The organism is Gammaproteobacteria bacterium (genome assembly GCA_037388465.1).
Lineage (GTDB): Bacteria > Pseudomonadota > Gammaproteobacteria > SpSt-1174 > SpSt-1174 > JARRKE01.
In genome coordinates, this window is the sequence record JARRKE010000031.1 from 1 (window position 1) to 21,619 (window position 21,619).

Annotated in this window: 23 protein-coding genes; 14 read left to right on the plus strand and 9 right to left on the minus strand. The window is 64.3% G+C overall.

What is annotated here, in order from left to right; genetic code table 11:
• Positions 1 to 156 precede the first annotated feature (156 nt).
• Positions 157 to 729: a DsrE/DsrF/DrsH-like family protein gene (locus tag P8Y64_08005; GenBank protein MEJ2060415.1), complete on the plus strand. Its 573-nt coding sequence runs from the start codon at positions 157 to 159 to the stop codon at positions 727 to 729.
• Positions 730 to 813: 84 nt separating this feature from the next.
• Here the strand turns inward: P8Y64_08005 and P8Y64_08010 are convergent, their stop codons facing one another.
• The 3 genes from P8Y64_08010 to ettA are packed head-to-tail and all read right to left on the minus strand — an operon-like array spanning position 814 to position 4,179.
• Entirely contained in the window at positions 814 to 1,689 is an 876-nt protein-coding gene (locus P8Y64_08010; GenBank protein MEJ2060416.1) for an ATP-binding protein, read from the minus strand.
• Positions 1,682 to 2,485, minus strand: coding sequence for an RMD1 family protein (locus P8Y64_08015; protein MEJ2060417.1), 804 nt, complete (start codon positions 2,483 to 2,485; stop codon positions 1,682 to 1,684). Before P8Y64_08015 ends, P8Y64_08010 begins: the two co-directional genes overlap by 8 nt.
• Positions 2,486 to 2,511: 26 nt before the next feature.
• Positions 2,512 to 4,179, minus strand: a complete 1,668-nt coding sequence (gene ettA / locus P8Y64_08020; protein MEJ2060418.1) for an energy-dependent translational throttle protein EttA — start codon at positions 4,177 to 4,179, stop codon at positions 2,512 to 2,514.
• Positions 4,180 to 4,304: 125 nt separating this feature from the next.
• On the opposite strand from ettA, the gene P8Y64_08025 reads away from it, so the two are divergent.
• From P8Y64_08025 to gltX, 13 genes are all read left to right on the plus strand, one after another.
• Positions 4,305 to 5,192, plus strand: a complete 888-nt coding sequence (locus P8Y64_08025; protein ID MEJ2060419.1) for a dienelactone hydrolase family protein — start codon at positions 4,305 to 4,307, stop codon at positions 5,190 to 5,192.
• 330 nt (positions 5,193 to 5,522) lie between these two features.
• The gene (locus P8Y64_08030) at positions 5,523 to 6,410 is read left to right on the plus strand and encodes a PhnD/SsuA/transferrin family substrate-binding protein (protein MEJ2060420.1); all 888 of its coding nucleotides are present in this window, start codon (positions 5,523 to 5,525) and stop codon (positions 6,408 to 6,410) included.
• A gap of 140 nt (positions 6,411 to 6,550) precedes the next feature.
• Positions 6,551 to 7,807, plus strand: a complete 1,257-nt coding sequence (gene glyA / locus P8Y64_08035; GenBank protein ID MEJ2060421.1) for a serine hydroxymethyltransferase — start codon at positions 6,551 to 6,553, stop codon at positions 7,805 to 7,807.
• A gap of 16 nt (positions 7,808 to 7,823) precedes the next feature.
• A complete protein-coding gene (gene nrdR, locus P8Y64_08040; protein MEJ2060422.1) occupies positions 7,824 to 8,336 on the plus strand; it encodes a transcriptional regulator NrdR in 513 nt (170 codons plus the stop codon).
• 58 nt (positions 8,337 to 8,394) lie between these two features.
• Positions 8,395 to 9,519: a bifunctional diaminohydroxyphosphoribosylaminopyrimidine deaminase/5-amino-6-(5-phosphoribosylamino)uracil reductase RibD gene (gene ribD, locus P8Y64_08045; GenBank protein MEJ2060423.1), complete on the plus strand. Its 1,125-nt coding sequence runs from the start codon at positions 8,395 to 8,397 to the stop codon at positions 9,517 to 9,519.
• 2 nt (positions 9,520 to 9,521) lie between these two features.
• On the plus strand, positions 9,522 to 10,097 hold the full coding sequence (locus tag P8Y64_08050) for an MFS transporter (GenBank protein ID MEJ2060424.1): 576 nt from the start codon (positions 9,522 to 9,524) through the stop codon (positions 10,095 to 10,097).
• 1 nt (position 10,098) lies between these two features.
• The gene (locus P8Y64_08055) at positions 10,099 to 10,749 is read left to right on the plus strand and encodes a riboflavin synthase (GenBank protein ID MEJ2060425.1); all 651 of its coding nucleotides are present in this window, start codon (positions 10,099 to 10,101) and stop codon (positions 10,747 to 10,749) included.
• Positions 10,750 to 10,762: 13 nt separating this feature from the next.
• Positions 10,763 to 11,857 carry a bifunctional 3,4-dihydroxy-2-butanone-4-phosphate synthase/GTP cyclohydrolase II gene (ribBA, locus tag P8Y64_08060; GenBank protein MEJ2060426.1) on the plus strand — a complete coding sequence of 365 codons (1,095 nt, stop codon included), beginning with the start codon at positions 10,763 to 10,765 and terminating at the stop codon, positions 11,855 to 11,857.
• An 85-nt stretch (positions 11,858 to 11,942) separates the two neighbouring features.
• On the plus strand, positions 11,943 to 12,419 hold the full coding sequence (ribE, locus tag P8Y64_08065) for a 6,7-dimethyl-8-ribityllumazine synthase (protein MEJ2060427.1): 477 nt from the start codon (positions 11,943 to 11,945) through the stop codon (positions 12,417 to 12,419).
• 32 nt (positions 12,420 to 12,451) lie between these two features.
• Entirely contained in the window at positions 12,452 to 12,877 is a 426-nt protein-coding gene (nusB, locus tag P8Y64_08070) for a transcription antitermination factor NusB (GenBank protein ID MEJ2060428.1), read from the plus strand.
• Between the two features lie 37 nt (positions 12,878 to 12,914).
• The gene (gene thiL / locus P8Y64_08075) at positions 12,915 to 13,883 is read left to right on the plus strand and encodes a thiamine-phosphate kinase (GenBank protein MEJ2060429.1); all 969 of its coding nucleotides are present in this window, start codon (positions 12,915 to 12,917) and stop codon (positions 13,881 to 13,883) included.
• Positions 13,880 to 14,596 carry a TIGR02281 family clan AA aspartic protease gene (locus P8Y64_08080; protein ID MEJ2060430.1) on the plus strand — a complete coding sequence of 239 codons (717 nt, stop codon included), beginning with the start codon at positions 13,880 to 13,882 and terminating at the stop codon, positions 14,594 to 14,596. The genes thiL and P8Y64_08080 overlap by 4 nt, the downstream gene beginning before the upstream one ends.
• A gap of 84 nt (positions 14,597 to 14,680) precedes the next feature.
• Positions 14,681 to 16,105 carry a glutamate--tRNA ligase gene (gene gltX / locus P8Y64_08085; protein MEJ2060431.1) on the plus strand — a complete coding sequence of 475 codons (1,425 nt, stop codon included), beginning with the start codon at positions 14,681 to 14,683 and terminating at the stop codon, positions 16,103 to 16,105.
• Between the two features lie 8 nt (positions 16,106 to 16,113).
• On the opposite strand, the gene P8Y64_08090 is transcribed toward gltX, so the two are convergent.
• The 6 genes from P8Y64_08090 to moaA form a co-directional block, all read right to left on the minus strand.
• A complete protein-coding gene (locus P8Y64_08090; protein MEJ2060432.1) occupies positions 16,114 to 17,379 on the minus strand; it encodes a molybdopterin-binding protein in 1,266 nt (421 codons plus the stop codon).
• On the minus strand, positions 17,376 to 18,011 hold the full coding sequence (gene mobA, locus P8Y64_08095; GenBank protein MEJ2060433.1) for a molybdenum cofactor guanylyltransferase MobA: 636 nt from the start codon (positions 18,009 to 18,011) through the stop codon (positions 17,376 to 17,378). Before mobA ends, P8Y64_08090 begins: the two co-directional genes overlap by 4 nt.
• An 89-nt stretch (positions 18,012 to 18,100) precedes the next feature.
• Positions 18,101 to 18,592, minus strand: coding sequence for a DUF6505 family protein (locus P8Y64_08100; protein MEJ2060434.1), 492 nt, complete (start codon positions 18,590 to 18,592; stop codon positions 18,101 to 18,103).
• A 5-nt stretch (positions 18,593 to 18,597) separates the two neighbouring features.
• Positions 18,598 to 19,479 carry a helix-turn-helix transcriptional regulator gene (locus tag P8Y64_08105; protein MEJ2060435.1) on the minus strand — a complete coding sequence of 294 codons (882 nt, stop codon included), beginning with the start codon at positions 19,477 to 19,479 and terminating at the stop codon, positions 18,598 to 18,600.
• A 29-nt stretch (positions 19,480 to 19,508) separates the two neighbouring features.
• Positions 19,509 to 20,369 (minus strand): formate dehydrogenase accessory sulfurtransferase FdhD, encoded by an 861-nt coding sequence (locus P8Y64_08110; protein MEJ2060436.1) that lies wholly within the window; start codon positions 20,367 to 20,369, stop codon positions 19,509 to 19,511.
• 3 nt (positions 20,370 to 20,372) lie between these two features.
• Positions 20,373 to 21,383, minus strand: a complete 1,011-nt coding sequence (gene moaA / locus P8Y64_08115; GenBank protein ID MEJ2060437.1) for a GTP 3',8-cyclase MoaA — start codon at positions 21,381 to 21,383, stop codon at positions 20,373 to 20,375.
• Positions 21,384 to 21,619: the final 236 nt, after the last annotated feature.

Consider the following 21,619-nt stretch of genomic DNA (forward strand, 5'->3'; position numbering starts at 1 on the left):
TTGAGTAGTTCAATCAGGTTGAGTTCGCTCATTACCTGTTTGGTCAGCCTTTGTTTGTTAGCCTAACTAACTAAATTTTTTGATTTGCCGTCTCTATCGCGCGCGACTTAAATAAACGACGTAGATAACGCACCGACTATAACAAAGGAGCACTGTATGTCGAATAGCGCAGTCATCGAAGCTCTGCCGCGGGAAGACAATTACCTGAATCGTCTTGAGGCGCTGGAGCATGAACTGGCCGAACTTCGCGAACGTGTGCCGGAGGACAAGGTCTCTATCATTCTGCTCTCGAATGATTTCGACAAGGCGATGGCCGCCTTTATGATGGCCAATGGTGCCGTGGCGATGGGTATGGAGGTGACGATGTTCTTCACTTTCTGGGGCTGCAGCGTGATCAAGAAGGGTACCAAGCTCAAGGGCAAGAAGTTCACCCACAAGTTGATCAACCTGATGCTGCCCGGCAGCGCCCGTGACCTTGCACCATCGAAGATGGCCTTCGGCGGCCTGGGGCGAAAATTCTTCAACTATATGATGAAAGGTGAGATGTCGTCCCTGGAAGAGCAGATCGAACTGGCCGTGGAGGCCGGTGTGCATTTCCAGGTCTGCGCACCATCGCTCGGGCTGATGGGATTCGATGAGGACGAGTGGGTAGTGCCGTTGGATGTCTGCGGTGTGGCGGGGATGTACGACACCGCCCTGCATGCACGTACGGCTTATTTCATTTCCTGATTTGGCGGCCCCGCCCGGATGCTGACGGGCGTTTGAGGGTAGGGCGGGAATGGTCGTGGAGGCCATCCCGCTTTGCCTAAGCCGTTACTGACTTAATCCCTGCCTTCCCACCCAATCCTGCGCGAACTGATAGGCAACTCGCCCGCTGCGCGAGCCGCGCGACAAGGCGAAGCGCAGCGCCTCCTGGCGGGCTTCTTCGTCGAATACCACGCTGTCTCCCAGTTCTTCGATCCAGTGTTCCGTTGCATCCAGGTATTGCTCCTGGCTGAAGGGATGGAACGACAGCCAGAGGCCGAAACGTTCGGACAGGGAAATCTTTTCCTCCACCGCTTCCCCATGATGAATCTCGCCTTCGACCAGGCGCGCTTCCTGGTTTTCGCGCTGGTATTCCGGCAACAGGTGGCGGCGGTTGGAGGTGGCGTAGATCAGCACATTGTCGGGTGAACGGGCGACCGAGCCGTCGAGTACGGCCTTGAGTGCCTTGTAGCTGGCGTCGCCGCTTTCAAACGACAGATCGTCGGAGAAGATGATGTAACGCTCGGGACGGTCGTATAGCGGTGAGACAATATCCGGCAGGTCGATGAGGTCGTGCGCTTCCACCTCGATCAGGCGCAGTCCTTCGCTGGCGTAGGTGTGCAGCATGGCCTTGATCAGCGAGGACTTGCCGGTGCCGCGCGAGCCCCACAGCAGCACGTTGTTGGCCGGCAGCCCTTTGACGAACTGCGCGGTGTTGCGCGACAGCAATGCCTTTTGGCGTTCGATGCCGAGCAGGTCGGCCGGGTCGATATGATGCGGATGATGCACGGGCTGCAGGAAGCCGGGATGGCGCCAGCGGTAGGCGCTCGCGCTCCAGTCGGTTTCGCCGGCGGGCGGCGGCAGCAGGCGCTCGGCGCGTTCCAGCACGCGTTCGGCGCGTTCCAGGAAGCGGGTCAGCAGCGGGAATGAGGATTCGTCAGCCATGGTGCGGGCGTATGAACATTTCGTATAGGGACAGGAGTATTTCGACCACGATCAGCAGCGTGATGTACCACTCGACACGGTGGCTTTGCTTGGTCTGCAGCAGGTCGAGCAGGGTTTCCGCGGTACGGGCGATGACGTCGATCTTGCGTTCCAGCGCACGGTGACGCTCGCGGATTTCGTAATCGTCCTCCAGCCGCAGATACAGGCCTTCGAGTTCCGGGTGTTCCCAGAGCAGTTCCGGTTTTTCACTGACTTCCACGCGGCCGACCATGCGCTGCATGGCCATCAGAGTATCGCCGATATATTGCGCCAGGCGCCGGCCGTGGAATTTGCCGCGGCCGGTGCGGCTGAGATCGGCCGCCATGGGTTCGATGCGGTCGAAGGTCTGGCTGATGCTGCGTTCGTATTTCGCCAGCATGACGCTCTTGGCCAGTATGTCGGCGACGGTCTGCAGGCTTTGCACACGGTCGTCACCCAGCGTGAGCTGGTCCTGGGTCAGGCGATGCTGCTCGCCGGGCACGATGCGCACCTGCAGGGTCTCGGTCTCCGGCGGTTCCTGCGGTTCGCGCACGAAGGGACGCAGCTGTTCGAGGAACGAAGCCTGTTCCATGGGCGGGACGTCGAAAAACACCACCACGCCGTAGCGGAACAGCACCGTCCTGCCGTTGCCCGAGGCCGGCACCACCAGGGGATTGCTGCCCAGGCGCTCCAGGCTCTCGATCGCGCGCATGTCGATGCGCTCGCCGACGAGCACGGCGCGGGCCTGGAAGAGTTGTTCTGCCGGTGCCGTTTCCATGTCCTGTCCTTAGCTGTCGCGGCGAATCAGTTCGCCAGGCGAGTGTATTTCAGGCGGTGCGGCTGGTCGGCCTCGGCGCCCAGGCGCTGGTGGCGGTCTTCCTCGTAGTCGCTGTAGTTGCCGTCGAAGAACACCACCTCGCCGTTGTCCTCGAAGGCGAGGATGTGGGTGGCGATGCGGTCCAGGAACCAGCGATCGTGCGAAATGACCACCGCGCTGCCGGGGAAGTCGAGCAGGGCCTCTTCCAGTGCGCGCAGGGTTTCCACGTCCAGATCGTTGGTCGGCTCGTCGAGCAGCAGGACGTTGCCGCCGCTGCGCAGCAGCTTCGCGAGATGCACGCGGTTGCGTTCGCCGCCGGAGAGGTCCTTGACGCGTTTCTGCTGGTCGGGACCCTTGAAGTTGAAGCGGCCCACGTAGGCGCGCGAGGCAACCTGATAGTTGCCGACGGTGATGTTGTCGAGCCCGTCGGAAATGACCTCCCACACCGTCTTGTCGCCTTCCAGCGCATCGCGGCTCTGGTCGACGTAGGAGACCTCGACGGTCTCGCCGACGTGGATCTCGCCCGCGTCGGGCTGTTCCTGGCCCATGAGCATGCGGAACAGGGTGGTTTTGCCGGCCCCGTTGGGACCGATGATGCCGACGATGGCGCCGCGCGGAATGGTGAAGCTGAGGTCTTCGTACAGGGTGCGGTCGCCGAAGCGTTTGGCGATCTTGTCGACCTCGATGACCTTGTCGCCCAGGCGCGGACCCGGCGGAATGTAGATTTCCTTGGTCTCGCTGCGGCGCTGGTAATCCTGCGACGAGAGTTCCTCGAAACGTTTCAGGCGGGCCTTGCTCTTGGCGTGCCGACCCTTGGGATTGGAGCGCACCCATTCGAGTTCGGCCTCCATGGCCTTGACGCGGGCCGCCTCGCTTTTTTCCTCCTGGGCCAGGCGTTTTTCCTTCTGTTCCAGCCAGGAGGAGTAATTGCCCTCCCAGGGAATGCCATGCCCGCGGTCCAGTTCCAGGATCCAGCCGGCCACGTTGTCGAGGAAGTAGCGGTCATGGGTGACGGCCACGACGGTGCCCGGGAATTCCTGCAGGAAGCGCTCCAGCCAGGCCACGGATTCGGCGTCCAGGTGGTTGGTGGGCTCGTCCAGAATCAGCATGTCGGGGCTGGAGAGCAGCAGGCGGCACAGCGCCACGCGGCGGCGTTCACCGCCGGACAGTTTGCTCACGTCGGCGTCCCAGGGCGGCAGGCGCAGGGCCTCGGCGGCCACCTCGAGCTTGTGGTCCAGGTTATGTCCGCCGGCGGCCTGGAGGATGTTCTCCAGCCGTGCCTGCTCGGCCGCCAGGGCGTCGAAATCCGCATCCGGCTCCGCGTAGGCGGCATAGACCTTGTCCAGTTCCGCCTGGGCGTTCTTCACTTCGGCCAGGCCGTCCTCCACGTTGCCGCGCACGTCCTTGGTCTCGTCCAGCGCGGGCTCCTGGGGGAGGTAACCGATGTTGATGCCGGGCTGGGGACGCGCCTCGCCGATGATGTCGGTGTCCACGCCTGCCATGATGCGCAGCAGGGTGGATTTGCCCGCGCCGTTGTAACCGAGCACGCCGATCTTGGCGCCTGGAAAGAAATTGAGGGAGATGTCCTTGAGGATCTGTTTTTTGGGCGGGACGACCTTGCCGACACCGCTCATGGTGTAGATGTATTGAGCCATGCTTCCGGGATATGGAGAGATGAATGATGGCGGCTATTATCCGGGTTCGGGCCCGCTCCCGCCAGACATCGCCGGCCGGCAGTTGGACTAGACTCAGGGCTGACATCGCGGCCGAGGGTCCGGACATGGTCGATAAAAGCGATATCCCCGATGCAGCCTTCAAGCTCTACGACGAGTTTGCCCATGGCCTGATCAACCGCCGCCAGTTTCTTGCCGGGCTCGGCAAGCTGGCCCTGGGCGGCCTCACCGTAAGTGCCGTGTTCGATGCCCTGATGCCGGATTACGCATTGGCGGAACAGGTCTCCTTCAACGATCCGGACATCAAGGCCAGCTACCGGACGTTCGATTCTCCCCAAGGCTACAAGACCGGGCGAGGGTACCTGGTGGCGCCGGCGTCACAGCCGAAATCCGCCCCGGTGGTTCTGGTGATCCATGAGAACCGCGGTCTCAATCCATACATCAAGGACGTCGCCCGCAGGCTGGCCAAGCAGGGGTTCATCGCCTTTGCCCCGGATGGCCTGTATCCGCTCGGCGGCTACCCCGGTAACGACGACGAGGGCCGGACCATGCAGGCCTCTATGGACCCCGGCAAGCTGCGCAACGATTTCTTCGCCGCGGCGAGGTTCCTCAAACACGTCGAAAACGGCAACGGCAAACTGGGCGTGGTCGGTTTTTGCTACGGAGGCGGCGTGACGAACAGGCTGGCCGCCGAATTGCCGGAAGTGGTCGATGCCGGCGTGCCGTTCTACGGTGCGGCACCTCCGCTCGACGAGGTATCCCATATCCGGGCTCCGTTGCTGTTGCATTTCGGCGAGCTGGACGAGCGCATCAACGCGCAGTGGCCGGCTTATGAAGCGGCGTTGAAAAAATACGGCAAAAGCTATCAGGCCTACGTTTATCCGGGGGCCAAGCACGGCTTTCACAACGATTCCACACCGCGTTACGACAAGGCCAGCGCCGAACTGGCCTGGCAAAGAACGCTGGCGTTTTTCAAGACGCACTTGAGCGGATAACATGTCACCCGGTGACATGGAGCGCGTCACCGGACACTCGGTCTTTTCAGGCCACCGCACTGCGCAGGGATGGCGAGGTGTTCAAAACCTCTTCGATCCGTCACAGCGAGTGGCCTGATGCCGCTTGTGCGTGAAATCTGGTAGGCTCAAGCGCTTTCTTGCAGATGTCGCCGTGCACGGCTGGCTGAATCCGGGCTTGCCCGCCGTGTGCGATATGTTCAAGAATTGACCAGTTGAATATCTGGCACGCAAAGTGCGTGAATTATTTGGAATGATTCAGGTTGTTACTACATCTACATATTCGCGGCAGCCGGCCATAGGAGCTTAATCTTGTTTTCCAAAATCATAAGAAGCTGGATTGCGTTGTTTTTGTTGATTTGTTCTGGTTCGGCGATCGCCGCAGAAAGCCTCATCCTGACAGCGCCGCCCCGCGAGTCCGCGGCAGCGGGCCAGAAACTTTACGGTCCCCTGGCCAAGGCCTTGAGCAATCTTCTGGGACAACCTGTCACCTATGTGCATCCCAAAACCTGGATCAGTTATTCGATCGACATGCGTAAGGGCAAATACGACATCGTGTTTGACGGCCCGCAGTTCGAAAGCTGGCGTATCGCGCATCAGAATGCAGTCCCTCTTGCGCGCCTGCCGGGATTCCTGCAGTTCTACGTGGCGGTATCGGATCCCAAGATCACCTCTATGGAGCAGTTGATCGCCAAGCGTGTGTGCGCGATCTCCTCGCCCAACCTGACCTCGCTGGTGGTGCTCGACCAGTTCCGGGACCCCGCGCGCCAGCCCATCATGGTCAACGTCAAAGGCGGCATGCCCGGCATCTACAAGGCCCAGACGTCCGGCAAGTGCGTCGCGGCGATATATCGCACCAATTTTTACAACGGCCACCTTACCGATGATCAAAAGCAGGGGCTGCATATCCTGTTCACCAGCGCGAAGATTCCCAACCAGGGGTTCAGCGCCGGCAGCAAGCTTTCTCAGGCGCAGGTTTCCAAGCTGTCCGATTACATGCTCTCCGGAAAGTCGGATCCCGTCCTCATGCCCATCGTGAAGCGTTTTTCCAAGAACGCGACCGGCCTGATCGGGGCCAATGCCGCCGAGTACAAGGGTTACAACGCCCTGCTCGAAGACAACGTCTGGGGCTGGTCGCCCAATCCGATCTGGGAGCATTTGGCCGACCCCGGGAAGTCCCCCCAGAAAGCCCAGCAGTAAGGCGACGTCTTAGCCTGACCGAGGGGCCGCCTCCTGCCGGGGCGGCCCCTATCCGTTGTGCCTCCGGCTATCTGCAAGCCCCAAAGCATGTATAATTTCCCGTTTCCTTCGGACTTCAGCCAAGGCACTCGGGAGCACGCATGTTTTCCATTGAAATGAGTATTTCGGGTTATGACGATGAGCTGTGGCAGGCGATCGAGAACGAGGCGCGCCGCCAGGAAGATCACATCGAACTGATCGCCTCCGAAAACTACGCAAGCCCCCGGGTCATGGAGGCGCAGGGCTCCGTGCTGACCAACAAGTATGCCGAGGGTTATCCCGGCCGGCGCTATTACGGCGGCTGTGAATACGTCGACGTGGCAGAGCAGCTCGCCATCGACCGCGTGAAAAAGCTGTTCGGCGCCGATTACGCCAACGTGCAGCCGCATTCCGGTTCGCAGGCCAACGCCGCGGTGTATTTCGCGCTGCTGGAGCCCGGCGACACCGTGCTCGGCATGAGTCTGGCCCACGGCGGTCATCTGACCCACGGCGCCAAGGTCAGCTTCTCCGGCAAGCTGTTCAACGCAGTGCAGTACGGCATCGACCAGGATACCGGCCTCATCGACTACGACGAAGTCGAGCGTCTGGCCGTCGAGCACAAGCCCAAGATGATCGTGGCCGGCTTCTCCGCCTATTCGCAGGTGGTGGACTGGCAGCGTTTCCGCGAAATCGCCGACAAGGTCGGTGCCTATCTGATGGTGGACATGGCGCACGTGGCCGGCCTGATTGCGACGGGTCACTATCCCAATCCGACCCAGATCGCCGACGTCACCACCTCGACCACCCACAAGACCCTGCGCGGCCCGCGCGGCGGCATCATCCTCGCCAAGTCCAATCCCGAGGTCGAGAAAAAGCTGCAGTCGATGGTGTTCCCCGGCACCCAGGGTGGCCCGCTGATGCACGTCATCGCCGCCAAGGCCGTGGCCTTCAAGGAGGCCATGGAGCCCGGCTTTACCGATTACCAGGGCCAGGTGGTGGTCAACGCCAAGGCCATGGCCAAGGTCTTCATGGACCGCGGCTACGACGTGGTGTCCGGTGGTACCGAAAACCATCTGTTCCTCGTCAGCCTGATCGCCAGGGGACTGACCGGCAAGGATGCGGAGGAGGCCCTCGGTCAGGCCCATATCACCGTCAACAAGAACGCGGTCCCCAACGATCCGCAAAAGCCCTTCGTGACCAGCGGCCTGCGTCTCGGCACACCCGCGGTGACCACGCGTGGTTTCACCGAGCAGGAATGCGTCGACCTGGCCGGCTGGATGTGCGACATCCTGGACGACCTGGGCAACGCCGAGGTCATCGACCGCGTGCGCGGGCAGGTGGCGGAACTCTGCGCCCGCCGGCCGGTGTACGGAGCGTAACGATCCGGTCTGAATCATGCGTTGCCCGTTCTGCTCGCATCCCGATACCCGTGTGATCGACTCGCGTCTCGCGAGCGACGGTGACCAGGTGCGCCGCCGCCGCGAATGCGAGGGATGCGGCGAGCGCTTCACGACCTACGAGGCGGCGGAGCTGAATCTGCCGCGGGTCGTCAAGCGCGACGGCACCCGCGAGCCCTTCAAGGAGGACAAGCTGCGCGCCGGCATGCTGCATGCCCTGGAAAAGCGCGCGGTGGAAACGGAGCGGGTGGAAGAGGCCATTACCCACATCAAGCGCCGCCTGCTGGCCAGCGGGGAGCGTGAAATCGCCTCGCGCCTTATCGGCGAGTGGGTGATGGACGAGCTGCGCAAGCTCGACCAGGTCGGTTATATCCGCTTCGCCTCGGTGTACATGAGCTTCGAGGATGTGGATGCCTTCCGCGAGGCCATCGAGCATCTGGAGCGCGAGCCCACCCCCGAAGAAAGGCGCAACCAGATTCCGCTTATCGACGAAGAAGAGGCCAAGGACTGAATCCCGTCCTGGTTCGTCATCGACCCGGCGTTTGCCAACGGTTCAGGCCGCCCCGCCCATGAATAGCTCCGCCAACGACGATCTGCGTTACATGGCCCGCGCCCTGGAGCTGGCGCGGCGCGGCTGGTATACCACCCATCCCAATCCACGGGTCGGCTGCGTGATCGTGAACAACGGCGACATCGTGGGTGAGGGATTTCACGAACGCACCGGCGAACCGCATGCCGAGATTCACGCCCTGCAGGCCGCCGGTGACCGGGCCAGGGGCGGTACGGCGTACGTCACGCTGGAACCCTGCAGTCACCATGGACGTACGCCGCCCTGTGCCGACGCCCTGGTGGCGGCCGGCGTGGCGCGGGTGGTGGTCGGCATGCGCGATCCCAATCCCCGGGTTGCCGGCGAAGGGCTGGAACGGCTGCAGGCCGCGGGCATCGCGACCCGGGCCGGTGTGCTCGAAGCGCAGGCCCGCGCTTTGAATCCGGGATTTTGCAAACGCATGGAAAGCGGGCGACCCTGGGTGCGGGTGAAGCTCGCCGCCAGCCTGGACGGCCGCACGGCGCTGGCTTCCGGCGAAAGTCAGTGGATCACCGGCGAGGCGGCGCGTCGGGATGTGCAGCGTCTGCGCGCCCAGAGTTCGGCGGTGCTGACCGGTAGCGGCACCGTGCTGGCGGATGACCCCTCGCTGAACGTGCGCCTGTCGGCGGCGGAACTGGACCATGCGGGCGAGGTGCGTCAGCCCCTGCGGGTGGTGCTGGATCCGCGTCCCGTGATGGGGCCGGAGGCGAAAATCCTGAGCCTGCCCGGCACGACCCTGGTCTACACCCGCCCCGAGTATGCGCAGGCGGCCGACGCGCTGGCCGCGGCCGGCGCCGGGGTGGTCGAGACCCCGGGCGCCGAGGATGCGCTGGATCTCGCCGCCGTGCTGCAAGACCTGGCGCGGCGCGAGGTCAACGAGGTGCACGTGGAGGCCGGCGCGCATCTTTCGGGCGCCTTCGTGCAGGCGGGACTGGTGGACGAACTGGTAATCTACCTGGCGCCGCACCTGATGGGCGACGGTGGGCGGGGGCTGTTTCACTTGCCGCTGATCGAACGCATGCAGGATCGCATCGCGCTCAGGATTCAGGACATACGCGCCGTCGGAGACGACTGGCGCATTACCGCAACACCGAACATCAAGAACTGACCATGTCTACGATCGTTGTCGTACGCAAAGGACGCCAGGCCTGCATGGCGGCGGACAGCCTGACCACCTACGGCGAGGTCCGGCAGCCCGCGGCCTACGAACGCGGCCATGACAAGATCCACCGCTTCGCGGGCAACAGCATCGGCATCGTCGGCAGCGCCGCCCACCAGCTGGTGATCGAAAGCCTGCTGACGGACACCTGCGAATACCGCTTCGACAGTCGCAAGGCGATCTTCGACTCGTTCCGGGAGCTGCACCAGGTCCTCAAGGACAAGTACTACCTCAACCCGAAGGACGAGGACGACGACCCCTATGAATCGAGCCGCATCGATGCGCTGCTGATGAACCGGCACGGCCTGTTCGGCGTGTGCGCGCTGCGCGAGGTATTCGAATACACCCGGTTCTGGGCCATCGGCGCGGGGGCTGAATTCGCGCTCGGCGCCATGCACGCCCTGTACGACCGGCTGGATTCGGCCGAGGCGATCGCCCGCGCGGCCATCGAGGCCGGCGCGGAGTTCAATACCGCCACGGCTCTGCCGATGACCTGTGAGTGCATCGAGCTGGAAGGAGATAACTGACATGTTCACGGGCATCATCCAGTCGGTGGGACGCATCGCCGGTATCGACCGGCGCGGCGCGGACAGCCGCCTGCACATCGAAACTGGCAAGCTCGACATGACCGACGTGGCGGTGGGCGACAGCATTGCGGTCAGCGGCGTGTGCCTGACCGCCGTCGCCTGCGATGCAAACAGCTTTGCCGCCGACGTCTCCGCCGAAACGCTGGCTTCCTCCAAGCTGGGCGACCTGGGCGAGGGCGGGCGCGTGAACCTGGAAAAGGCGCTGACCCCGCAGACGCACCTGGGCGGACATCTGGTCAGCGGACACGTGGACGGCGTCGGCGAGGTGCTGCGCCGCTACGACGAAGGTCGGGCGGTGCGTTTCGAGCTCAAGGCCCCGGACGAGCTGGCGCGCTACATCGCCGCCAAGGGCTCGATCACGGTCGACGGCGTGAGCCTCACGGTCAACGAGGTGAACGGCGCACGCTTCATGCTCAACATCGTTCCGCACACCCTGCAGGAGACCACCCTGGACGAGCTGCAGTCGGGCTCCAGGGTCAACCTGGAGGTGGATATCATCGCTCGTTACCTCGAGCGTCTATTGCTCGGTGAAGAGGCCGCCAAAGAGGGCGGCATCACCCGCAGCTTTTTGCAACAGCACGGCTTTATCTGATCGCGAGGTCCGCATGCCACTCAGCCCGATAGAAGATATTCTCGAAGACCTGCGCGCCGGGCGCATGGTCATCATCGTGGATGACGAGGATCGAGAGAACGAGGGCGATCTGCTCATGGTCGCCTCAATGGTGCGTCCCGAGGATATCAATTTCATGGCCCGCTACGGCCGCGGCCTCATCTGCCTGCCGATGACGCGTGAACGCTGCCGCCAGCTCAACCTGCCGCTGATGGTCACCAGCACCAACGACGCCCACGGCACGAATTTCACGGTGTCGGTCGAGGCGGCCGAAGGCGTGACCACCGGCATCTCGGCCTACGACCGCGCGCTTACGGTGCGCACCGCGGTGGCGCCCAATGCCACGCCGGCCGATATCGTCCAGCCCGGCCATATCTTCCCGCTGATGGCACAGCCCGGCGGCGTGCTGACGCGGGCGGGGCACACGGAGGCCGGGGTCGACCTGGCGCGGCTCGCCGGTTTCGAGCCGGCGGCGGCGATCGTGGAGATCCTCAACGAGGACGGCACCATGGCGCGCCGTCCCGACCTGGAAATCATGGCCCGGGAGCACGGCCTCAAGATCGGCAGCATCGAGGACCTGATCCGCTACCGGATCCAGAACGAGGCCACCGTCGAGCGCATGGAAGAGACCGAGGTGGACACCGAATTCGGCACCTTCCGGCTGATCGCCTATCAGGACATCATCGACCGGGGCATTCATCTGGCGCTGGTGCACGGTGAGATCGGCGACAGCCCGGCCCTGGTGCGTGTTCACATCCAGCACGATCTGTGCGATATCCTGCCCCTGACCAGTTCGTATTGCGGCTGGCCGCTGCGCGACGCCATGCGCCGTATCGCGGAGGAGGGCAGCGGGGTGGCAGTGATCCTGCGCAGTCCGCAGACCCCGCGCAGCATTCTGGACCAGATGCGGGCCTTCGGCGGGGCCGCGTCGTCCGGCGGCGAGAGTCCGGTGGATCTGCGCACCCACGGCATCGGGGCCCAGATCCTGGCCGACCTGGGCGTGACCAAGATGCGGGTGATGAGCGCGCCCAAGCGCTTCCACGGCCTGGGCGGATTCGGGCTCGAAGTGGTGGATTACGTGCACGAATAAGCGGCGGACGGTCAGGGCTCGCCAAATGAGTCATAACTTGAAATAATTAATCTAACTTGTTGAAAAATAATTGCAGAGGCTGTCCATGAGCGAGATCAAGACCATCGAGGGCGATTTCAACGCGGGCGACGCCCGTTTCGGCATCGCGGTGGCCCGATTCAACGGCTTCATCGTCGAGAACCTGCTGGCTGGCGCGCTGGACGTGCTGCGCCGGCATGGGGTGAAGGACGAGCAGATCGAGGTGGTCCGCGTGCCGGGCGCCTTCGAGCTGCCCCCCGTGGTTCAGACCATGGCCCACGGCAAGCGCTATGACGCGGTAATCGCCCTGGGCGCCGTCATCCGCGGCGGTACGCCGCACTTCGATTACGTGGCCGGCGAATGCGCCAAGGGGCTCGCCCGCGTCGCCCTGGAGGCCTCGCTGCCGGTGATCTTCGGCGTGCTGACCACCGACACCATCGAGCAGGCCATCGAGCGTGCCGGCACCAAGGCCGGCAACAAGGGCGCGGATGCCGCCGTCGCGGCCATGGAAATGGTCAGCCTGAACCGCAAGCTGAAGGGCTGAGGCCACACCCCGACATGTCGCAGCCACCTTCCATGCATGCCAGGCGCCAGGCGCGGCGCCTGGCGATGCAGGCGTTGTATCAATGGCAGATGACGGCCCAGTCCTGCCAGGAGATCTTCGGGCAGTTCGTCGAGGATCAGGACATCAGCAACGCCGACCAGGATTATTTCCGCGAACTGCTGTGCGAGGTGATCGCCCATGTCGAGGAGATCGACGCCCTGCTGACGCCCTACAGCAGCATGAAGGTGCACCAGATCGACCCGGTGGAGCGTGCCTTGCTGCGCATCGCCGGCTACGAACTCAAGTTCCGCATCGACGTACCCTATCGCGTGGTCATCAACGAGGCCGTCGGCCTGGCCAAGAAGTTCGGCGCCGAGCAAAGCTACCGTTTCGTCAACGGCCTGCTCGACCAGCTGTCCAGGGATCTGCGTCCCCACGAGGAACGCGACGGCGGATGACCGGGTCCCGCCGACGGCCATCCCCTCACTGTCCGCCGTGCCTGAATTCGATCTGATCCGCCGTTATTTCACTCCGTCGACCCTGCCGGGCAACGTGCTGCTCGGGGTGGGCGACGACGCCGCCCTGCTCGAGACCACGCCCGGCCAGTCTCTGGTGGTGACCTGCGATACGCTGGTGGCGGGCGTGCACTTTCAGCCCGAGGTGTCTCCCGAAGCCCTGGGCCACAAGGCGCTGGCCGTGAACCTGAGCGACCTGGCCGCCATGGGCGCCGAGGCGCGCTGGGTGACGCTGGCCCTGACCCTGCCGGAGGAGAACGCGGCCTGGCTGGAGGGCTTCAGCAGCGGTTTCCGGACACTGGCGGACCGCCACGGCGTCGCCCTGGTGGGGGGCGACACCACCCAGGGGCCGCTCAGCATCACGGTCACCGCCATGGGCGAGGTGCCGGTCGGACAGGCGCTGCGCCGCGACGGTGCGCGTCCCGGCGACGGCATTTATGTCAGCGGCACGCTGGGCGGAGCGGGGCTGGCGCTGGCCGAGATGCACACCGACTTCAATATTGCGCCCGCGATGAGACAGGCCGCCCAACGGCGGCTGGACTATCCCGAGCCGCGGCTCACGCTGGGCAGGGCGCTGCGCGGTATTGCGAGCAGCGCGATCGATATCTCCGACGGTTTGCAGGCCGACCTGGGGCATATCCTCGAACAAAGCGGTGGCGGCGCCACCCTGCAGCTGGCCGGCGTGCCGCTGGAACACGGCCTGGCCGAACTGGTCCTGCTCGACACCGACCTGTGGGCGCTGCCGCTGTCTGCGGGCGACGACTACGAACTGCTGTTCACCGTGCCGCGGGATCGCGAAGCGGCGCTGCAAAAAACACTTGCCGGGCTGGAACCCGCCGTTCACCGCATCGGCGAAATCGAGCCCCGTGAAGGCCTGCGCTGCTATCTGCCCGACGGCGAGCTGCTGGGGCTTACCAGCCCGGGCTACGAGCATTTCCGGAAGGATTGAACACGCTGGATGCCGCGGTGTGCGGCCGTTATGATCTGCATTCAGCCGACATGCCGGGCATCCCGATGAACCGCTTCCTGAAGACCCTGTTGCTGTGCGTTTTGCTGTCGCCCGTATCGACGCTGGCGGCGCCGGTGCACGTGCGCGTGGTCGGCCTGTTCAGCGGCAAGGCGGTCATGATGGTCAACGGCCAGCGTTACGTGTTGTCGGAAGGGGAATCCACGCCGGAAGGGCTGCGCCTGATCGAGGCCAGCAGCAGCCGCGCCGTGGTGGAGCTGAACGGCGAAAAACGCGTGCTGCGCCTCGACAACCGCGTCGGCGTCGATTTCGCACAGCAAAAGACCGAAACCGCGCGCGCCTATCGCGATCCCAGCGGCCTGTATACCACCGTGGGTGCGATCAACGGCCAGCCGGTGAATTTCCTGGTCGACACCGGCGCCAACGTGGTCACACTGAACAGCGCCGACGCCAGCCGGCTCGGCATCGACGTGAACATGAGCGGTCAGCTTACGCTGGCCCAGACCGCCAGCAACATCGTTCACGCCTATCGGGTCACGCTGAACACCGTGACCGTCGGCGGCCTGACCCGCCATCATGTGACGGCCGTGGTCATGCCCGGCAACGAACCCTCGCAGCCGCTGCTCGGGATGTCGTTCCTGTCGCACTTCCACCTCCAGCGCGAGGGGAATGCGATGCTCATCCAGACCCGCTGACGCCGCATTTTTACACCCACCGGACTGCATAGCCGCAGGCGCTTTGGTAAGATGCCCCGCCCCGATTCCACGAGTTTTCCATCCATGAAGGTACGTACCCGTTTCGCTCCCAGTCCGACCGGTTATCTGCACATCGGCGGTGCCCGCACGGCGCTGTTTTCCTGGCTGTTCGCGCGTCGTCACGGCGGACAGTTCGTGCTGCGAATCGAGGATACCGACCTGGAGCGGTCCACGGCGGAATCGGTGAACGCCATCCTGGAAGGCATGACCTGGCTGGGACTGGAATACGACGAAGGCCCGTTTTATCAGACCCAGCGCTTCGACCGTTACCGCGAGGTCGTGCAGCGGTTACTGGACGAGGGCAAGGCCTATTATTGCTATACCAGCAAGGAAGAGCTGGACGCGCTGCGCAACGATCAGATGGCGCGCGGCGAAAAACCCCGTTACGACGGGCGCTACCGCGACTTCACGGGCACGCCGCCGGCCGGCGTGAAGCCGGTGGTGCGGTTCAAGAATCCGCTCGACGGCCAGGTCGTGGTCGACGACATGATCCGCGGCAAGATCGCCTTCGACAACACCGAGCTGGACGATCTCATCATCATGCGTTCCGACGGCTCGCCCACCTACAACCTGACCGTGGTGGTGGATGACATGGACATGGACATCACCCACGTGATCCGCGGCGACGACCATATCAACAACACCCCGCGCCAGATCAACATCCTGCGCGCCCTGGGCGCGGAGCCGCCCAAGTACGCGCACGTTCCGATGATCCTGGGCGACGACGGCAAGCGCCTGTCCAAGCGGCACGGTGCGATGAGCGTGATGGAATACCGCGAGCAGGGCTACCTGCCCGAGGCCGTGATCAACTACCTGGTGCGCCTGGGCTGGTCGCACGGCGATCAGGAGGTGTTCGCCCTCGACGAGATGATCGAACTGTTCGACATCGAGGACGTGAACAAATCGGCCTCCAGCTTCAATACCGGCAAGCTGCTGTGGCTGAACCAGCACTACATGAAGAACTGCGCGCCCGAGCATGTCGCACGCCATCTGAGCTGGCACATGGGGCAGCAGGAAATCGACGTGGACAGCGGCCCCGAACTCGAATCGGTCGTCGTTTCACAGCGCGAGCGCGCCAAGACGCTGGTGGAGATGGCCTCCAACAGCCGTTTCTTTTACGAGGAACCGCGCGGCTACGATGAAAAGGCCGCCAGGAAGCATCTGGGCGCCGACAGCCTGCCCGTATTGAAGGGGCTGTACGAAGCGCTGCAGGCGGTGGACGACTGGCGTCCCGAACCGCTGCATGCGGAGGTGATCAAGGTGTCGGAGGCGTTGGAGCTCAAGCTCGGCAAGGTCGCCCAGCCGCTGCGCGTGGCGCTGACCGGCGCGACGGTATCACCGCCCATCGACGAGACGCTTACCCTGATCGGACGGGAACGTTCACTGGCGCGGCTGGAAAAGGCACTGGCGTATATCGAAACGGCGGCGGACGGCGCCGAGGCCGGTTAGCCGGCCGTTCAGGTAAAGCAGTCGAAGGGTTCGACCTCGACCCATTCCCCGGCCTTGACCGGCCCCCGTTCGTCCTCCAGGACCACGAAGCAGTCGCCCACGCTCATGGAGCGCAGGATGCCGGAGCCCTGTGCGCCGGTAAGCCGCACGCCCAGGGTGCCGTCGGGTCCGGTTTCCAGCCGGCCGCGCTGAAACTCGGTACGCCCCGGCCGCTTGCGCAGGGCCTCGAGGGCTTTGACGCGGAAGCGGCGGCGGGTGATCGACGCGGCGCCGGCCAACCGCAGCAGGGCGGGTTGCGCCAGCTGGTAGAAGGTCACCATGACGGCCACCGGATTGCCGGGCAGCCCGAAAAACAGCGCGTTGTCGATATGCCCGAAGGCCAAAGGCCGTCCCGGGCGGATGGCGATGCGCCAGAAGGCCACCTTGCCCAGGCGATCGAGTATCACGCGGGTATGGTCGGCTTCCCCCACCGATACGCCGCCCGTGCTGATGACCACGTCGTTGCGTCGCGCCGCCTGCCGGAACGCCGCTTCCAGCGCGCCCGGTTCGTCGGGGACGACGCCCATGTCGTGCACCTCTATGCCCAGCCGCTCCAGCGCGCCGAACAGGGTGTAGCGGTTGCTGTCGTAGATCTCGCCCGCGGCCAGTGGGGTGCCGACGCCGCGCAGTTCGTCGCCGGTGGAAAGAAAGGCCACGCGCGGGCGGCGATAGACGTCCACCTCCGCGAAGCCCAGTGAGGCCAGCAGGCCGAGATCGGCCGGTTTGATCCGGTGGCCGCGGGCCAGGGCCACCGCGCCCCGCGCCAGATCCTCACCGGCGAGGCGGATGTTCTGTCCGGCGCGATGCCCCGTCCCGACGACGATCTGTTCACCGTCGAGCGAGACATCCTCCTGAATGACGACGCTGTCGGCGCCTTCGGGCATGACCGCGCCGGTCATGATGCGGATGCATTCGCCGCGCGCGACTTGCCCCCCGTAGGGCTGGCCCGCCAGCGCCTGGCCCGCGATGCGCAGGCGTGCGGTGCCCGTTGCCGGCAGGTCTTCTGCGATCACCGCATAACCGTCCATGGCCGAATTCGTGGCCGGCGGCACGTCCAGCGGGCTGATGATGTCTTCGGCCAGGATGCGGCCGAGCGCGTCCCGCAGCGCCAGGCGCTGGCGCGCGGTGATCGGGGCGATGGCGTTCAGAATGCGCTCGCGCGCCTGCTCGAAGGACATCGAATCGTCCACGTCGGACTGGCAGCTCGGCTGGCGCTGTACGGTGTCGTGCTTCATCGTGCCGCTCCCTTCGGCGGGGCCGGGTCCCCGGTCTGCAGGCGCTGTTCCAGTGCCGCCTGTTCTTCCGGCGAGTTGACGTTCAAAAAGGCGTCGGGCCGGTCGGAAAAATCGACCCCGACGGTCGCATGCTGCGCATACCACAGATCGATTTTACGTCCGCCCCCGTTCAGGTATTCATCCAGCGACGGCGCCAGTTCACGTCGCAGCAACGCGCACACCGGGTGTACGCGCTCGCCGTCGAAGGCGACGGCGATCTCGGCCTGTCCGGCCTGCATGCCGCGAAACAGCCGCAGGGCGAGATCGTCCGGCAGCAACGGCGTGTCGCAAGGGGCGGTCAACAGCAGGGGCGTTTCGATCTGCGCCAGGGCGCAGGCGATGCCGGCCAGCGGTCCCTGATAGCCGTCGAGCCGGTCGCCGAGGACAGGATACCCCAGCGCGGCGTAGGCCGTCCGGTTGCGGTTGGCGTTGATGAGCAGCCGGCCCGTCTGCGGTGCCAGCCGATGCAGCACATGAGACACCATCGGTTGGCCGTCGAGCCGGGTCAGTCCCTTGTCCACGCCGCCCATGCGGCTGCCCTGGCCGCCGGCCAGCACGACGGCGGTGATTTGACTGCGCTCCGATTCGTGCAGGGACGGACTGCCCGTGACCTGAAACAGGGGCGGTATCCAGCGGGGAGGGCGGTGACCGGTGCGATGTTTGCCGGTACGGCCGGCCTGGGTCACGGCGCGTTTTCCTCGACGGCTTTCCAGACACGCACCTGGCTGTGGTCGATCTCGCTCGGCGCTTCGATGGTCTTGAAGGATTCCACCATATTCAGGCCTTCCACGGTGCGCTCCACGCCGAGCAGGGTGTCGCGGGGATGGTCGCACAGACTCTCGGCAAAGGCGATTTCCTCGCGTGCCGCGGGCAGGGCGGCTTCCAGATCCGGCGCCCCGTGATATTCGACCAGATAGGCGGCGAGCCTGCGGGTGACCTCTTCCAGCTCTTCGGCGGAGATCTCCGCGATCTGCACCAGCGTACCGCGGCCGAAACTGAGCGTGCCCAGAAATCCGTGCGCGAAGGCCTGCAGTTCCGGCCCGTCCATCGATTCGGGATCGGCATCCCAGAAACTGAACGAGCCCGGCACCGCCCATTCGCCCGGCTGAGCCGGCGGATCGTAAACGCGCTGGTCGGAGTCGTCGAGCTGGATGATGCGCAACAGCGAAGGCATCGCGTTTACTCCTCGTGGCTCCAGACCAGCTGTCCGGCCCGGTCCAGGTTGTAGCCGCCGAGCTCTTCGGCCAGTGCACGGGTTTCCGGCGCCTTGAGCGTTTCCAGCAGTTGCTGGAACAGGCGCCGGAAATAAATGCCGTGGTTGAGCGCGAAGTCGAACGACTCCCAGCCGGTGGATACGAATCCCAGCCCGTATTCGCTGGCTACCGAGCGCGCGCCCGGGGCGATGTCCGCCTGGCCCATGGCGACCTGCGCGGCCGCCTCCCGTTCGGAACCGGCCGTGCCGGTCGCCTTCAGCTGATTCGCGTCCACGCCGTAACGCGACAGGGTCTCGAGCAAAAAGCGCTGCGCACCCGCGCCCTCCTGACGCATGGCCCAGCGCAGCGGCTGCGACAGCAGCGACTCGACCTGCGTGCTCTCCTGCATCTGCCTGGGCGAGACGATCAGTCCCTGTTCGCGCTGAAAACCGTGAATCAGCACCCAGTTGCGATGCATCGGATACTGCGAGATCAGCGCGGGATGTCGCAGATGGCTTTCATCGCTCGGCCCCCAGTGGATGCCGCACACGTCGGCGCGGTGCGCATTGAGCAGGGCGAGGCCGAGACGCGTGCCCGTGGGGGTGTAACTGACCAGTCCGTGGGCCTGGATACGCGCCGCCAGGGCGATGACCAGCCGGTAGAGCAGGGGGTCGTCGCTGCCGGCCACCACCAGACGGTCGGTCAGCAGCCCACCGTGGCTCGACTCCAGCATCCAACGGTCGACCAGTTCGCGCGGAAAGGTCCACTTGCCGGTGATCTTGGTGCCCGGAATCTTGCCCTCCGAGACCAGGGCGTAGATTTTCTTTTCGTTGATGTTGAGGTATTCGGCGACCTGGCGGACGCTCATGAAAGATGGAACATCACGCGGCACGGTGCTCATTGTGCAGCCTCCAGATGCACGCCCGGTCGTTCCGGCGGACGCGCGTCGAGTTCAACATGGCTGGCGCCGTTGTACACGAGAAAATGCCGGCCCTTGGCGCGGGCGATCAATACCACGCCGATGCGGCGTGCGATGTCCAGGCCCATCTGCGTCACGCCGGAGCGCGACAGCAGGATGGGCACGCCCATCTGGGCGACCTTGATCACCATCTCAGAGGTCAGCCGCCCCGTGGTGTAGAAGATCTTGTCCTGGCCGTCGATGTCCTCCAGCCACATGTGGCCGGCGATGGCGTCGGCCGCGTTGTGGCGTCCGACGTCCTCCACGAAGCTCAACACCTGATCGTCGCGGCACAGCGCGCACGCATGGACCGCACCGGCCTGGCGGTAAATGGCGTTGTGATCGGCGAGCGCGGTGAGCAGGGCGTAAAGCCGCCCCTGGCTGATGACCGGCGGCGTGACCTGCAGCCCGTCGAGATGATCCATCATGCGGCCGAAAACCGTTCCCTGGCCGCAGCCGGTGGTCACCGTGCGGGTGGAAAGCTTTTCCTCCCAGTCGTTGATGCCGGCGCGGGTGGTTATCGCGACAGAGTCGACGTCCCAGTCGACCTGCACGCTTTCGATGGCCGCCAGGTCGCGGACGAAACCCTGATTGCGCAGATAGCCCAGAGCCAGCAGCTCGGGCTGGCCGCCCAGCGTCATCAGCGTGACCACCTCGCGTTTGTCGACATACAGGGTGAGCGGTCGCTCACCGGTGAGCTGCACTTCGCGCAGCTCACCGTATTCGTCCATGACCTCGGCCGTGCGCGTGGCGGCGAGTCCGGCCGCGCTGAGTTGAGGCCTGTATGAAGCTGTATTCATGGGTTACCCCCCGGTCACGTTCATGTGTCTCAGGATGACGGGCTGACCATGCAGGTCGAAGTCGTGCCCCTTGGGTTTGATGGCCATGGCATCGAGGATTGATTGTTCCAGGCGCTGCGGTTCGCCGGGATGGCTTCTCAATACGCGTTTGAGATCCATGGAATGTTCCTGGCCCAGACACAGCAGCAACCGGCCTTCGGCCGTGAGGCGCACGCGATTGCAGCTGGCGCAGAAATTATGGCTGTGCGGCGAAATGAAACCGACGCGCGACGAAGTGCCGGCGAGCCGGTAATACCGCGCCGGACCGCCGGTCGATTCGGTGGTGGGAATCAGTTCGAAATCCGTTTCCAGCAGATGCAGGACCTCGTCGCTGGAGCAATACAGTTCGTCTCGGTCGTGGTCGCCGATGCTGCCCAGCGGCATCTCCTCGATAAAGCAGATGTCGAGGCCGCGTTCGGCGGCGAAGCGCGTGAGGTCGCCGACCTCGTCGTGGTTGCGGTTGCGCATCACCACCGTATTCAGTTTGACTCGCTCGAAACCGGCCTCCAGGGCGGCGTCGAGCCCGGCGAGCGTCTGCTCCAGCTCGCCGGTACGGGTAATGGCGCGAAAACGTTCCGGATCCAGCGTGTCCAGGCTCATGTTGATGCGGTTCACGCCGGCAGCCTTCAGGTCGCGGGCATAACGCGCAAGCTGGGAGCCGTTGGTCGTGAGGGTCAGTTCCTTCAGGTTGCCGATTCGTCCCAATGCCTCGAACAGCGACAGGACATTGCGGCGCACCAGCGGCTCGCCGCCCGTGATGCGGATCTTGCCGACGCCGAGGCGGCAAAAGGCGCGTGCGATCTCGGCGGTTTCCTCCAGGGTCAGCAGCTGGGCGCGCGGCATGAACCGCATGGTTTCGTCCATGCAATAGACGCAGCGATAGTCGCAGCGGTCGGTGACCGAAATACGCAGGTAAGTGATTTGACGACCGAAGCGGTCGATGAGTTGCGAATCGTGCGGCTGTGTCTCCGGCATGAACCCTTCCTGTCTCGACGTCTGCATCCTGTAAACCCGGTGCAAAAAACGTTCCGGTAAACCGCAGGGTCGCGGAGCCAGTCATGCCGGAGGACGGCTTTTATACGGGGACGACCGCCTGGGTCAATCTGACCCAGCTTAGGACAATCGTGGTCTATCTTGTCCGCATTTTCCGCTGTTTCGGATTTGTCCGCCTTTATCCACAAACCACAGCGGACGGGGGATTTGAGCCTTTC

Excerpts from the sequence above, each read along its gene's own strand:
- P8Y64_08105 (MEJ2060435.1), bottom strand. The coding sequence starts at position 19,479 with ATGAGCGTCCGCCAGGTCGCCGAATACCTCAACATCAACGAAAAGAAA.
- P8Y64_08025 (MEJ2060419.1), top strand. The coding sequence starts at position 4,305 with ATGGTCGATAAAAGCGATATCCCCGATGCAGCCTTCAAGCTCTACGAC.
- ettA (MEJ2060418.1), bottom strand. The coding sequence starts at position 4,179 with ATGGCTCAATACATCTACACCATGAGCGGTGTCGGCAAGGTCGTCCCG.
- nusB (MEJ2060428.1), top strand. The coding sequence starts at position 12,452 with ATGCATGCCAGGCGCCAGGCGCGGCGCCTGGCGATGCAGGCGTTGTAT.
- ribE (MEJ2060427.1), top strand. The coding sequence starts at position 11,943 with ATGAGCGAGATCAAGACCATCGAGGGCGATTTCAACGCGGGCGACGCC.
- moaA (MEJ2060437.1), bottom strand. The coding sequence starts at position 21,383 with ATGCCGGAGACACAGCCGCACGATTCGCAACTCATCGACCGCTTCGGT.
- ribBA (MEJ2060426.1), top strand. The coding sequence starts at position 10,763 with ATGCCACTCAGCCCGATAGAAGATATTCTCGAAGACCTGCGCGCCGGG.
- gltX (MEJ2060431.1), top strand. The coding sequence starts at position 14,681 with ATGAAGGTACGTACCCGTTTCGCTCCCAGTCCGACCGGTTATCTGCAC.
- P8Y64_08100 (MEJ2060434.1), bottom strand. The coding sequence starts at position 18,592 with ATGCCTTCGCTGTTGCGCATCATCCAGCTCGACGACTCCGACCAGCGC.
- glyA (MEJ2060421.1), top strand. The coding sequence starts at position 6,551 with ATGTTTTCCATTGAAATGAGTATTTCGGGTTATGACGATGAGCTGTGG.
- ribD (MEJ2060423.1), top strand. The coding sequence starts at position 8,395 with ATGAATAGCTCCGCCAACGACGATCTGCGTTACATGGCCCGCGCCCTG.
- P8Y64_08005 (MEJ2060415.1), top strand. The coding sequence starts at position 157 with ATGTCGAATAGCGCAGTCATCGAAGCTCTGCCGCGGGAAGACAATTAC.
- P8Y64_08050 (MEJ2060424.1), top strand. The coding sequence starts at position 9,522 with ATGTCTACGATCGTTGTCGTACGCAAAGGACGCCAGGCCTGCATGGCG.
- P8Y64_08110 (MEJ2060436.1), bottom strand. The coding sequence starts at position 20,369 with ATGAATACAGCTTCATACAGGCCTCAACTCAGCGCGGCCGGACTCGCC.
- P8Y64_08015 (MEJ2060417.1), bottom strand. The coding sequence starts at position 2,485 with ATGGAAACGGCACCGGCAGAACAACTCTTCCAGGCCCGCGCCGTGCTC.
- P8Y64_08010 (MEJ2060416.1), bottom strand. The coding sequence starts at position 1,689 with ATGGCTGACGAATCCTCATTCCCGCTGCTGACCCGCTTCCTGGAACGC.
- P8Y64_08055 (MEJ2060425.1), top strand. The coding sequence starts at position 10,099 with ATGTTCACGGGCATCATCCAGTCGGTGGGACGCATCGCCGGTATCGAC.
- nrdR (MEJ2060422.1), top strand. The coding sequence starts at position 7,824 with ATGCGTTGCCCGTTCTGCTCGCATCCCGATACCCGTGTGATCGACTCG.
- P8Y64_08090 (MEJ2060432.1), bottom strand. The coding sequence starts at position 17,379 with ATGAAGCACGACACCGTACAGCGCCAGCCGAGCTGCCAGTCCGACGTG.